The 12,906-nt window shown below is 53.3% G+C and carries 9 protein-coding genes and 1 tRNA gene; 1 reads left to right on the top strand and 9 read right to left on the bottom strand.

What is annotated here, in order from left to right:
* Positions 1-18: 18 nt before the first annotated feature.
* The 9 genes from RI501_RS05830 to RI501_RS05790 form a co-directional block, all read right to left on the bottom strand.
* On the bottom strand, positions 19-996 hold the full coding sequence (locus RI501_RS05830; protein ID WP_313820753.1) for a 3'-5' exoribonuclease YhaM family protein: 978 nt from the start codon (positions 994-996) through the stop codon (positions 19-21).
* Positions 997-1,009: 13 nt separating this feature from the next.
* Entirely contained in the window at positions 1,010-3,643 is a 2,634-nt protein-coding gene (locus tag RI501_RS05825) for an ATP-binding protein (RefSeq protein ID WP_313820751.1), read from the bottom strand.
* Positions 3,633-4,844 (bottom strand): metallophosphoesterase family protein, encoded by a 1,212-nt coding sequence (locus RI501_RS05820; protein WP_313820749.1) that lies wholly within the window; start codon positions 4,842-4,844, stop codon positions 3,633-3,635. Before RI501_RS05820 ends, RI501_RS05825 begins: the two co-directional genes overlap by 11 nt.
* Positions 4,845-4,918: 74 nt before the next feature.
* Positions 4,919-5,263: a YlbF family regulator gene (locus RI501_RS05815; protein WP_313820748.1), complete on the bottom strand. Its 345-nt coding sequence runs from the start codon at positions 5,261-5,263 to the stop codon at positions 4,919-4,921.
* Positions 5,264-5,376: 113 nt separating this feature from the next.
* Positions 5,377-7,473, bottom strand: a complete 2,097-nt coding sequence (locus RI501_RS05810) for a PBP1A family penicillin-binding protein (protein ID WP_313820747.1) — start codon at positions 7,471-7,473, stop codon at positions 5,377-5,379.
* A 433-nt stretch (positions 7,474-7,906) separates the two neighbouring features.
* Complete coding sequence (locus RI501_RS05805; protein ID WP_313820746.1) at positions 7,907-8,374, bottom strand: arginine repressor; 468 nt, start codon at positions 8,372-8,374, stop codon at positions 7,907-7,909.
* Positions 8,375-8,544: 170 nt separating this feature from the next.
* The gene (argS, locus tag RI501_RS05800; RefSeq protein ID WP_313820745.1) at positions 8,545-10,236 is read right to left on the bottom strand and encodes an arginine--tRNA ligase; all 1,692 of its coding nucleotides are present in this window, start codon (positions 10,234-10,236) and stop codon (positions 8,545-8,547) included.
* Between the two features lie 285 nt (positions 10,237-10,521).
* Positions 10,522-10,592 (bottom strand) — tRNA-Gly (locus tag RI501_RS05795).
* An 84-nt stretch (positions 10,593-10,676) separates the two neighbouring features.
* A complete protein-coding gene (locus RI501_RS05790; RefSeq protein ID WP_313820744.1) occupies positions 10,677-10,928 on the bottom strand; it encodes a DUF2187 domain-containing protein in 252 nt (83 codons plus the stop codon).
* A 339-nt stretch (positions 10,929-11,267) separates the two neighbouring features.
* Here RI501_RS05790 and RI501_RS05785 point away from each other — a divergent pair, with 339 nt between their 5' ends.
* Positions 11,268-12,539 (top strand): peptidoglycan recognition protein family protein, encoded by a 1,272-nt coding sequence (locus tag RI501_RS05785; protein WP_313820743.1) that lies wholly within the window; start codon positions 11,268-11,270, stop codon positions 12,537-12,539.
* Positions 12,540-12,906: the final 367 nt, after the last annotated feature.

Here is a 12,906-nt window from a genome sequence, read left to right as displayed (position 1 = left end):
CAGTACCGCTTCCCCGCCTTAGCTTTCCGGTTTCGGCTGATTGGGCGCTTGGTTGGGCCGGTAGAACCGCCGACCATCCAAGGCAAAGACCCGTTCGGAAAATTCACCCGGCGCCGTGTGATCGACCACCGTGTCCAGCATCATAATCGAGGCATCGAGTTCATCCAGCTGATGCAAGACCTCGGCTTCACGCAACGCGGGGCGCACCGGCGAGCCGTATTCCAGTAAGCCGTGGTGACTGAGCACCATGTGCCGCAACAAGAGCACGTCTTCGGCTTGTGGATCTAACTTCAGGGGGTCACAGGCCCGGACCAGTTCGCCGTCTAACAGGACGATGTGCCCCACCAGATTACCGGCCAAAGTGTAAGTCGTGGCTTTAGGTCCGGATAACTCGATGGTTTTGCCCAAGTCGTGCAAAATTGCTCCTGCATACAGCAACGAAGAATTGAGGTCCGGATACTGCGCCACCACATGATGTGCTAATTTCAGAATTGAGATCGTGTGAAACGCCAATCCCCCCTGGAAGGCGTGATGGTTACTCTTGGCTGCCGGATACGTGAAGAATTGATCACGATACTGCGTTAATAGCTTCCGGACCAGCCGTTGCCAGGTGGGTTGCTCAATTTCAAAAATCGTTTGGTTGATATAATCTTCCATCGCTTCGCGGGACATCGGGGCCCGTTCAATAAAGTCATTCGCGGTTAAACCCGTCTCCGCTGGTGCCACCTGTAGGTGAAAAATCTTAATCTGGGGGTGAGTCTGGTATTTCTCCCGTCGCCCCTGCAGGTGGACCACTTGTCCAGCCACAAAGTTCTCAATATCGCTGGGTGACGCATCCCAATACTTACCGGAAATTTCTCCCGAACGGTCCTCGAACACCATGGCAATGTAAGGTTTCCCGTTCTTGGCCGTCCGAACGTCAGCGGACTTCAACAACACATAGAGGTCCACCGCATCGTCCACGGCATAGTCTAACAACTGTTTCTTGGTCGTCATTCGAAAATCCCTCCTAAACTGAGGTTAATCTGAGCACCCGGTTAGTCGGCCCCTGCACCACGTTCTGCGCCGCGGTATCCGCCGTCAATAGAATAATTTGTAGGTGGTGGCCCAACTTCGCTAATAATTGGTAGGCCGCTTGACGCCGGTCCGCATCGAAGTTCACCAGCCCATCGTCGATAACAATCGGCATGGCGGCTTGGGGCTGCATAACCACGGCAAACGCCAACTTAACAGCCAGATCAAGCTGTTCGGCGGTCCCCCGGGACAATTGTCCCACGGTCCGCCAGGCTCCATCGGCCCGCTGTACCCGTAAGGTCGCCGCAGTTAATTCAATTTTAGTATACCGGTTTTCGGTGAGCTGCGCATAAAAATCTCCCGCCTGCGCCACAATTTGTGGTAACCGGTCGCCGGAAGCGGCCTCTAGCGTCGCTGCTATCCATTGACTGGTCAACCGGTCGAGTAACCATTCCCGGGCGGTAGTTTGCATCTGCGTTTCCAAATTGGCTAATTTTTGACGCAGAGTGGCTTGGGTCCCACTAGTGGTCAAATGGGTCAATTGACCGGCGAGTGTGGCGAGTTGGGTCGTCACCGTGTCTAATTGGTGCTGTAAATCGGCGGCCGTCGTCTGGGCCGTCGTCGCCGCCTGGGTCAGGGTCGTTAGATCAGTCTGCTGCAGCTGCGTTAACCGCGCGGCCCCCAGCTGAGTGGCGAGGGCCTGCCGCTGGGCCGCACGATTTCCCTGTTCACGAATCGTCTGGTATTGCTGATAAAATTCAGTCTCATCGCTGACGTTACGCGTCTGTAAAAAGGTGCGCTGGGCAGCCTGAGCCGTAGTCAAGGTGACCTGATCCCGTTTTAATTGTGCGGTCAATCCCGCTAACTCCCCATCTTGTGTCGCGAGTTGTTGCTGCGTGGTTTGCAATCGTTCCAATTGTGCGAGCACCTCCCGCAATTCTTGCTGGGCTAACGAAGGTAATAATCTCGTCACGGCCGTGTAGAAGTCCTGCTGCGTCGCTGCCGTAGCGGCTAACCGTTGATGCACGCTGTCCAATTGCTGGGTCAGGCGCTCCCATTCCCCGATAGCGGCCTGCGCGGCTAGCCACTGTTCGGCCGGCAACCGCCCCAAGTCGTGCGCGGCCCCGATGGCGTCGATCTGGTCGGTCACCTCATCGATCCGTTGCCCACCTTCACGTAGCTGGGCTTGTAAATCCCGGATGTCGTCGCTCAATTCCTGCAACTGGCGACTGGCGGGTGTCTGACTGTCCACGATAAAGACTCCATAATAGCCAATCACGATTCCTAGCGCCGCCCCGACCAGCTTAAACACGGTCCCGGGCAAAAACATGGCCCCAATTAAGGTGACCAGTCCCGCGGCTAACCACCCGACCTGCTTATCCGCCAGGGGATTTCGCGATTGACGGGTCGGTTGTAGGCGGCGATAATCCTCGTTGGCCTGATTAAGCTCCTGTTGAAGCCGCCGGCGTTTCTGGTTAGCTAAGGTCAGGTTATCCTGCAACTGCTTAAATTGTTGGGTAGTTGCTAACGAAAACGGGCGGGGCATCCGGCCGGCCGTCGTCGCGTACTGCCGCTCGATTCCTGTGGTGCGTTGCTCCAGATCCCGTTGTTGGGCTAGTAAGCGGGCGCGTTCCTGTTCGGTCTCCGTTACCGTCGGCAGCTGTTCTAACAGCGGGGTCAACTGCGGGGTGACCTTCAAGGCTTCCTGAAAGAGTTTTGGCAGCTGAGTATGTGATTGTAAATTCTGCAACCGCTGCTGATCGGCTTTTAAGGCGCTTTGCGCTGCGGTCACCTGGCTGGTCACCCGCTCAAAGGCCGTCACGTCGTCTTCCGTAAAGCCCGTGTCTGGAACCGAAACCGTTTGTCCTAAGTCGACCCACTGTTGGTAGATCGGCCAGGCCTGCCGCTGCTGCGTTAGCTCATCTACTTGCCGCCGGGCGGTCGCTAATTTCTGCTGTAGGTCCGCTTGTCGCTGATGCGCGGTTGCTTGATCCTGCAGGAGTTGCCAGTAGGTTTGATAGGCGGCGTTGGCCTTTTCTAGACGATCGGTGAGCTCTCGGTGCTGACGTAGTTGTTGGTTCAGCAATGGATTACGTCCCTGCGGCTTATACCGCTCGTCAGCCGCCTTATCAAGTTGCTGAGCTTGGGCCAACCAAAAATCACTACCCACCGCGCCCACGTGCCGTAAGTGAGCCACAACCGCTTGCTTAGAGGCCTGAAATACGGTGCCTAAGCGTCGTTCGTCGAGGGCGTACACGTTGGCGAAGAGTTGCGCGTCCACCGGGGCTAATAATTTCGGTAACTGTGTCGCGGGTAACGCCAAATCCGTGGTGAGGTTTTTTAACGTCACCTTACCACCCCGCGCACCGTCTACCCGGGTGACCTGATAGGTATTGCCGTCCTTCACCAGCTCTACGCTCCCCCCGAACCGGCTACCATCGAGTGGTTCGTAACGCAGCTCGGGGTGTTTTTTGGTAGGGAACCCAAATAAAATCGCCGTGATAAATTGCGTAATGGTGGACTTACCAGCCTCATTGGGTCCCAATAAGACGTTCAACCCCGGCGCAAGCTCGAAGGTTCGGTCGTGAAATTGACCGAAGCCAAATAGCGTGAGTCGTTTAAGATACATCGGTGTGCTCCCCCCTTAACCATTGATTGAGCCGCTGACTGGCTGCTTGCTGCAAGTCCTGCGGTGCCACCTGTTCTAACCAATCCGCCAGGCTGGGCTCCTGGGTCAACTTACCAAAAACGGTCTGTAAATTAGCCGGTGTGAAGACCTGCGCCGCCCCACGCGCCCAGTAATCTTGGTCCAGTTGAGGCGCCGCTAGCGGAGTGGTTGTGGCATGTACGGTCAGCCGGACAAAGTATCGCTGGGCCGCCTGCAACGCCGCCCGCTGGGTCCGCTGTAGCAGCGTCGGCCAATCGGCTAAACGCGCCTGATCAGTTGCGCTTAACGGTTGGGTCGTTTTGATGGTCAGAGCGGTAAGCGTCGGCAACTGGGCGGGATGTTCCGTTAACCAGGTCACCACTGCCCGTCCCAACGCCACTAGAGTCGTGGCCTGGGTGGTTAACGTCGCCGTTTCCCAGGCCAGTACCGCCGTGGGAAAGAACGTCGGCACCAACTGCCGGCCCCGACTGGTCACCAGGTAAGCCCCCCTGGCGCCGGTCTCGTTAACGGCACGCCCTTGTGGATTTCCCGCGTAGACAATGGGCGGTTGGGTCGCTAAGACCTGGTGCTGGTGAATGTGCCCCAACGCCCAATAATCGTAATGCTTTGGCTGTAACTCGGCCAGGGTAAACGGCGCGTAGTGATCGTTGACCCCGCCCGTGGTTACCGCCCCGTGCAGCATTCCAATGTGCCAATCCGTTGCGGCGTGCGCCGGATAGGTTGCCGCGACATCGGCGGTAACCCACCGTTGGGGGTAACTGAAGCCGCTGATGGCCACGGTCTCACCCGACCCTAACGTCAGCGTCGTCGTGGTGACCTGCGGGCCAAAGACCGTCACGTTATCCGGATAAGCCACCACCTGGTGTTGGTCGGTGGCATAGTCGTGATTGCCAAAGCTAATCACGACCGGAATTTGGGCGGTTTGTAACCGCGTAAACTGATCAAACAGGTAGGCTTGCGCCGCCACGCTCTGCTCGGCCCGATCGAACAAATCGCCCGCCAACAACACAAAATCGACGTGTTCGGCTAGCGCCCGGTCGAAAATTTTGGTTGCCGCATCGAAGGTCGAGCGTCGCACCCGGGCCGCCAACTGCGCGGGCAAACTGGTCAGACCTAGAAACGGGCTATCTAAATGTAAATCGGCGGCATGAATAAATTTCACGGTTGCTCACTGTCCCTTCAAAAAAATCGCCGGTGCGCCCCTCATAAAGAAGGAAGACACCGACGATTGATTTTTTAGCCTCGATAGATATTTTGGATCGGCTTGGTAATCGTACTGTTTAAGTCGTTTAAAATCTGATTGACGTCTTTTTCCTTCGCCATCAAATCCTTAATGGCCGGCTTAGCCCCCACTTGGGTGGCTAATTCCTGAGCGTGCTTGAGTTCATCATCACTCAGGTCTTGTCCGGACATTTGCTTTTGTTGCAAGTTCATCTGTAGCATTTGAAAGTCTTGGAATAACTTGTAGGTATCCGCGTCCGCCTTCATCGTGGTAAAGGCAGCTTGGAGTGCTTGGTATTCCGGCGTTGCTTGTAATGCTTGAGCGACACTGGCGCCCAAGTCTTTTAGGTTTTCGGCCATGTTGGGAGTTCCTCCTCGAATTTAAAACGTTCATCTAATATTGTACCATGCTTTGCAACCGCTCCCTAGGAGAGATTGTAAATTGATGCGGTCTTTTGCGTCTCGCGCGTAACCTAGTCGATCACTGATTTCGCCTTTTCCCACCAGGACTTGACCTTGTCGGCCACGTTATTAAACGACTTACCGGCGTTATCAATGCCCTTCTGGACGGAATCCCAGATATCCGTCGAACTGGACGACCCACTATTCTGGGCGTTGGCCAGCGTCGACGCATCCTTGGTGTCAAACGAAGTTCCCTTGGTGTTCGGCAAAATCCCCTGCATCTCGGCCTGGAAAAGCGGGCCTTCACCGGTGCCGCTAACGTCTTCCAAGTGATGCTTACTACTGGTGCTATCGAACCCTTCCCAGGTAGTGACCACGACGTCAGGCGTATAACCGACGATCCACTTATCCCGGGTGGCATCGGCGTCCCCGTCGGCCTCGGTACTCCCGGTCTTCCCGGCAATCGTGTAACCGTAGGGTTTAGCCGTTGTCCCCGTTCCGTAATTGAAGACGCCCATCATCATACTGGTCATCTGTTTAGCGGTCTTACTGGACATGACCTTGGTCGACTTGGCCGCCGTGTCGTTAGTATCAACGACGACGTTACCCGAAGCGTCGACAATCTTACGGATATAGTGGGCCGAATGCATGGTGCCACTATTGGCAAACGCCGTATAGGCCTGGGCCAATTGCTGGGGAGAAACCCCGGTCTTCAAGCCGCCCAGCGCTAAGGCTAGGTTCTTATCCGACTTGCTGACGGGCAGGCCGAACTTCTTCACCGATTCATACCCCTTGTCTACGCCAATCTTATTGAGGAGCCAAACAGCCGGCGCATTAGAACTTTGGGCGAGCGCCTGATACATCGGTAATTTACCACTATAGACGCCCCCGTAGTTGTGCGGGGTGTACTTGTTACTACCATATGACTGCTTCTTATCGGTCAACTGAGAATCGTAGTAATAGCCGTTCTCCAACGCGGGAGTGTAAACCGCCAACGGCTTAATGGTCGAACCGGGTTGCCGGCGCATTTGCGTGGCCCGGTTGTACCCCCGGAAGACGTGTTTGCCCCGACCACCGACGACGGCCTCAACCCCCCCCGTATTCGGATCGATGGCGATGCTAGCCGCCTGGACCTTGGTGCCATCGCTGGCGTTTGCCGGGAAGTAGGCGTTGTTCTTGAAGAGCGTCTGCATCTGAGTTTGGTTCCCTTGGTCAAGGGTGGTATAGATCTTGTACCCTTTATTCATGATTTCGGATTCGGTCAAGCCATATTTACTGATGGCTTCATTAATCACGGCATCAAAGAAATACGGGTACTTATAACTATTCTTATAGGTGTAGTTGTCGTTCGTCGTGATGGCGGTCGCCTGATACTGCTTGGCCTGGGCCGTCGTGATGGCTCCGGTCTGCGCCATAAGGCCTAGCACCACGTTTCGGCGTTGCCGAGCGGCCTGGGGGTGATCAATCGGATTGTACCCGTTCGGATTGGTCAACATCCCAGCTAAAACAGCGGCCTGCGGAACCGTTAAGTTGGCCGCGGAAGTCCCAAAGTAACGTTCAGACGCATCCTGGACGCCCCAGACCCCGTTGCCGAAGTAAGCGTTAGTCAGATACATGGCCAAGATGTCCTTTTTACTGTAGACATTTTCGACTTCGATCGATAAGAAGAGTTCCTTGAACTTCCGGGTAAAGGTCTGTTCCTGCGTCAAATAGGCGTTCTTCACCAACTGCTGGGTTAACGTACTCCCCCCACCACTGATGTAGTCCCGACCTAATAACTTATTTTTGGCGTACAAATAAAAGGCCCGACCGATCCCCTTAACGGAAAACCCGTGTTCCTTATAGAAATTCCGATCTTCCGTCGAGATGACCGCCTGTTGAATGTTTGGCGAAATTTGCGATAACGGTACGGATGTCCCCTTCTGCGAGTACAGCGTGCCTGCTTTCTTGTTGTGCCGATCATAAATCTGAGTGGGGTTATCCAATGCGGCCTTTAAATCGCCGACGTTAGCGGTTTTAGCCATAAAGGTGAGATAGCCACTCATCAGTAAAAAGCCGGTCAGCAGAATCACGATCAGCCACCGCGTCAACTGAAACCGACGCCAGAAGCGCTTGAAGCGCGCTTTGAATCCCCGTTCGGTTGTTGGGTTTGGTTGTTGGTTATCCATGAAATAGCCTCTTCTAATAGAAAATAGACGCTAGGACTGAGCTGCACTCAACGGTGGTCAAAAAGTCGGCCACGGTGAGGCCGGAAACTAGAGACCCGGTCCGCACGTCAGTGGAAAGATGGGCCCACCTCGGGGTGAGTCCCACCACATAATATGCTCTATTTTAGCATAGACCGGCCCCCATGCTAGGCTTTCACGGAAACTTTATGAAGCTTTAAGCCACCTTAAAAACCAACGAAAACCCGATCCAGTCCCTGGATAAAACGGGGGCTGGATCGGGCTTGATAAACCGTCCTAGTGCGCCACGGCAGTGCAAGTCAGTCTTGAAAAGACTTTTAGGCCAACTTTCCCAACAACGATGCGCGTTTTGTGACCGGTTAATGACCAAGTAAATGGGCCGTTCGAGCGACCCCTTGCGTTTTTAGACCACGTTCTAGTGAACAATTTCTGGATTCATTTCAGCAGCAATCCGGTCGTGCAGTTTTTCAGCCACGGCCGCGCTGGGACTGATGATAAAGATGGTATCGTGACCCGCCAACGTCCCCGCGATCTCGGGTAGATTGAGGTCGTCAAAGATGGCTGCTAAGAGGTTTCCGTTGCTCGGCAGCGTTTTCAAAATATTAACGAATTCGACGCGGGTCAGCCCGGTAACCACCTCGTTAATGGTTTCACGGAGGTGCTCTTCCTCACTCCGATTACCCGCCTTAAAAATGGTATAGCGCAGATGGCCGTGCCCATCCTGGGCCTTCACAATCTGCATCTCGCGAATATCGCGAGAGATGGTTGCCTGGGTCGCCTGAATATCTACGGCTTGAAGCCGTTCCATCAGCTCTTCTTGGGTGCCGATGGGATACTGGTTAATCAACTGCTCAATGCGTGCTTGGCGAATGCTCTTCTTCATGACAAAATAGCCCCCTCCGCATAAAATTGCATTGCGTAAAATCCAAGAATGGGGTTTTCGCCACCAATCATTGAATATTTATGAACTCAGTGTACCAAATATTCGTTTTCAACGCAAAAAAAGGCACCATTGCCGCTCAGCAATGGTGCCCTTCTGGCTAATGCCCATGATTACATTTCGTCTGGTGCTTGAACCCCTAAGAGCCGCAGCGCTTCCTTCAAGACCGTCGACACGGCCTTGACTAAGGCTAACCGCGCAGATAATTCCGCATCCTCGGTCAGAATCTTGGCGTGCGCGTAGTATTTGTTAAAGGTCTTGGCTAACCGAATCGCGTACTTGGCGATTACGGATGGTTCCAATTCGTCGCAAGCCATCTTTACGATTTGCGGGAAGTCGGCCAGTGCCTTGATCGTATCCCAAGCCAACGGATCGGTCAGCTGATTAGCTTCGGCCTGCACGTCAACGTGGGCCGCCTTCCGCAGGATACTTTCGGCCCGGGCGTGGGCGTATTGCACGTACGGCCCCGTTTCCCCTTCAAACTTCAACTGGTCGGCTAGAACGAAGTCAATGTTGTTAGTCCGTTCGTTCTTCAGGTCACCAAAGACGATGGCCCCCACCCCAACCTGCTTGGCTACTTCATCCTTGTTAGCCAACGTGGGGTTCTTTTCGGCAATTTCTTCTTGGGCCAACTTGACGGATTCTTCCAGCACCTTGGCCAACAAGATAATCCGGCCGGACCGGGTGGACAGCTTCTTGCCATCAACGGTGATCAGCCCGAACGGCACGTGTTGCAAGTTCGGTGCCGACTTCACGCCCATCTCTTCCAAGACCGCCTTCAATTGCTTGAAGTAGTAGGTCTGTTCGGAGCCCACGACGTACAGGTTCTTGACGGGACTGTAGGTCCGATCACGGTACAGGGCCGTCGCGATGTCTCGCGTAATGTACAGCGAAGCCCCATCACTCTTCAGGATCAAGGCCGGGTTCAGGTCGTACTTGCTTAAGTCAACCACTTGCGCGCCTTCGGATTCTACCAGCAGGTGCTTGTCCTTCAAGAGTTGCACCACTTCGGCTAATTTATCGTTGTAGAAGGCTTCCCCGTTGTAGGTGTCGAACTTAACGCCCAATTCCTTGTAAACGGCGTTGAATTCTTGTAAGGAAACTTCCCGGAACCATTCCCATAACTTGTGAGCCTCGGGATCGCCGGCTTCCAGCTTGCGGAACCATTCGCGCGCTTCGTCGTCGAGTTCGGGTTTATCAACGTCTTCCTTGTGGAAGCGAACGTAATATTCCACCAACTTATTGATGGGGTCCTTCTTGACGTCGGCTTCGTTCCCCCACAGTTTGTAGGCGGTGATGAGTTTCCCGAACTGGGTGCCCCAGTCCCCTAAGTGATTATCCTTAATGGGGTGGTAACCGTTCTTGGTCAAAATATTCGCAATCGAGTTCCCAATCACCGTGGAGCGCAAGTGGCCCATGGACATCGGCTTAGCGATGTTCGGCGACGACATATCGATCGGCACGTTACCATTGGCACCGTCCTGGTTCTGACCGTAATCAGCCCCGGCCGTTAAAACTGTCTTTAACGTATCGGCACTGTACCCCGCCTTATCGAAGAAGAAGTTCAGGTAAGGTCCCACGACTTCCACCTTTTCAAAGTCGGTGGTATCGAGCTTCGCTGCAAGGTTTTGCGCAATTTGTTGTGGTGCTTGGTGCAGCAACTTAGCTAAGGTAAATGTCGGGAATGCAAGGTCCCCTTTATCTGACGTCTTGGGCCGTTCCAGCTTAGCCTGCACATCTTCAGCCGTTAACTGACCATCTAGGGCTTGCACCAACACAGCGGTCACTTTTTGTTTGTAATCCATCCGAATTCCTCCTTGATTAAGCGGGTCCCCGAGACAAAAAAACGCCCCTTACACTTGCTGTAAGAGACGAGATTTTCCCGCGGTACCACTCTAATTGACTTTAACAGTCCACTTAAATGATTAATTCATCTTTGACCGGCTAGTCCGTTTCGAGTCATCGATTAGTCCGGCTATCACCCACCCGAACTCGCTGTGTAATCGACTTAACCCTACTCATCTAACCGCTGATACTAAAACCTTCGAATAAAATAAGAAAGACGGCCCAAATTGGCCGCCTCATTCGAAAGCGGGTGACGGGAATCGGACCCGCGACACAAGCTTGGGAAGCTTGGATTTTACCACTAAACTACACCCGCACAACACAAATGAGTATAGCATACCATTTGTGAGTTGTCATTACTTTTTGCAAAAAAATTCAAATTTTCTATTTTTATCCTAACTTAGTCCTGGGGAGCACTGGTCAATTTGGCCGTTGACTTCCGAACCACGGCACGGTTATTCATATCGCCAACCGCCGTTTTGTCGGCCGGATCATAATCTCTGATTTCAACCAGAACTGAATTATCATACACCTTCGTGATCTCACCGGTAAAATTGTGTTCCAGCGGGCCAAACTTCTTGGCCTTGATGTAATCGCCAACCTTGAGCGCATCCTTTTCGGGTGTCTCAGTCTTTTCCGTCTTATCAGCCATCACTGGTCGCCCCTTTCATCATGCAATATCCCATTATAGCCAAGTTCTTCAAGGACCGCAAGCACCTTGTTTGGCGTTTGCAACTGAATTGTAAGGTGTTTGCAACAATCTGAAAAAGCCGAACCATGTATCCGGTTTCGCCAATTAGGCCCGCAAAACCCGATATTTACCACGATTCAAGTCACGATGTTCACACAATCTGGTTTGATTCCCGAACGACAAAATACTTCATCCCAAGTTCTCCCGGATACCCAATCGTGAAAAGATACGTTATAATCGAACCATTGTTGCACGGAAAAAATTGAGGATGAGCCACTTACCATAGGAGGAGAACTTATTATGAAGAATTGGCACCATTGGGTGGTTCGAGGCACCGCCCTCGTTGCTGGCTGTTTAGGGCTGTGGTTAGGGACCACAACCGTTGCCAGTGCTAACACCATTAACGACTACATTGCAAACCAGGGGTACGGAACACCGACCATCACACAAAACATCTGGTCCGGTTTTCCCAAGCTAAAGTATCGCAATAACCGGCCCGAGGGCGTGGTGGTCCACGAAACCGCCAACCCCAACTCGACGATTTATAACGAAATCACGTATATGAAGAACAATTATCAAAATGCGTTCGTCCACACGTTCATCGATGCCAGTCACATCATCAACATTGCGAACACCAACTACCTATCCTGGGGATCGGGCTATCAGGGTAATCAGCGTTACGTGCAGTTCGAACAGGTCGAAGTCCACTCTAAAGCGGCCTTCGCTAGCGAATTGAACAACGCCGCCTACTACACGGCCTACGTCTTAAAGCAGTACGGTTTAACGCCCCAGTACAAGTCAACCGTGCTCTCACACCACAACGTATCGACCCTACTGGGGGGCACCAACCATACCGACCCGGATGGTTATTGGTCTAGTAACGCCCGGAGCTACTTCGGAACGACCTACACCATGACCGATTTCATGGCCCTGGTGAATACCCAGTACGCCAAGTTGGGCGGCACCGTCACGACCCAGCCGGATACTAACACGACGACGGACTCGTCGTCTAGTTCCACCACGACCAGCAAGCCCCACGTGACGGCGGCTAAGAAGACGGTGACCTACAACCACGGTGGCAATAACGAAACTGCGACGTTGGCGAACAACTACACCAACTGGACGGTCTACAACCACGTCAAGGGCACCAAGGGTGCTTACAAGATCGGTTGGGGCCGCTTAAGTAGCGATCACCGGGGCACCAAGGTTTACGTCGACAGTCGTGGTGTCAAACGCGGCGGTTGGAGTGGCACCTGGTACCGGATTCGCTTTGCGAAGAACTCCGGGTACAAGTACTGGGTCTACAGTAAGGTCTTGAACTTCCCGAAGGTCACCTACAGTGACGCGAGCGGCAAGGCCACGTTGAATACCACCACTAACGCGCCCCTGTATAACCACGTCCTAAACTCGACCTACCTGTCCAAGACTACGGCCCACACTAGTGACTTTAGTGCGGGAACCACCGTCAAGGTCAATAAGAAGGGCTACAAGGCCACGGATGCTTCAACTTGGTATCGCGTGACCTTAGCCGGTAAAACTTACTGGGCCAACGAAAATAGCCTAAATTTCTAAACCAGCGTTTCATCCGAAGCGGTTGTGACTTCACCAAAGTCACGACCGCTTTTCTATGTCTAGTCAAAGGCAGCTTGCGGCCATCATCCGCCCCACTTGGTTCTGAAGAGACCAAAACGTGTAGCCCCCCCAATGAGCCCAACACCGCCACTGCGACCTTCCCCCGTTCTTTTGTTCATCTTTAAAACCCATTTTCGCCTGGGTGTCTTCGGCCACTTAACCTACTGGTCAACGCTGATCTGCCAGATGATTGACAGCCCTAATGATCACGCATAACTTAATTTTTAGTTATCAGTGGTTAAATTAATGCCGCGGTAGGACTCAGGTATGGTAGGCTAAAGTTAAACGTTTGGGGGAAGGAAGCGAT

This window comes from Levilactobacillus zymae (assembly GCF_032190635.1).
GTDB classification, from domain to species: domain Bacteria; phylum Bacillota; class Bacilli; order Lactobacillales; family Lactobacillaceae; genus Levilactobacillus; species Levilactobacillus zymae_A.
The sequence above is the reverse complement of the archived record's forward strand: the minus strand, read 5'-3'. Positions and strand labels throughout refer to the sequence as shown.

Bases quoted from the DNA above. Each gene is read 5' to 3' on its own strand.
- RI501_RS05830 (WP_313820753.1), bottom strand. From the start codon at position 996: ATGACGACCAAGAAACAGTTGTTAGACTATGCCGTGGACGATGCGGTG.
- RI501_RS05825 (WP_313820751.1), bottom strand. From the start codon at position 3,643: ATGTATCTTAAACGACTCACGCTATTTGGCTTCGGTCAATTTCACGAC.
- RI501_RS05815 (WP_313820748.1), bottom strand. From the start codon at position 5,263: ATGGCCGAAAACCTAAAAGACTTGGGCGCCAGTGTCGCTCAAGCATTA.
- RI501_RS05810 (WP_313820747.1), bottom strand. From the start codon at position 7,473: ATGGATAACCAACAACCAAACCCAACAACCGAACGGGGATTCAAAGCG.
- RI501_RS05805 (WP_313820746.1), bottom strand. From the start codon at position 8,374: ATGAAGAAGAGCATTCGCCAAGCACGCATTGAGCAGTTGATTAACCAG.
- argS (WP_313820745.1), bottom strand. From the start codon at position 10,236: ATGGATTACAAACAAAAAGTGACCGCTGTGTTGGTGCAAGCCCTAGAT.
- RI501_RS05790 (WP_313820744.1), bottom strand. From the start codon at position 10,928: ATGGCTGATAAGACGGAAAAGACTGAGACACCCGAAAAGGATGCGCTC.
- RI501_RS05785 (WP_313820743.1), top strand. From the start codon at position 11,268: ATGAAGAATTGGCACCATTGGGTGGTTCGAGGCACCGCCCTCGTTGCT.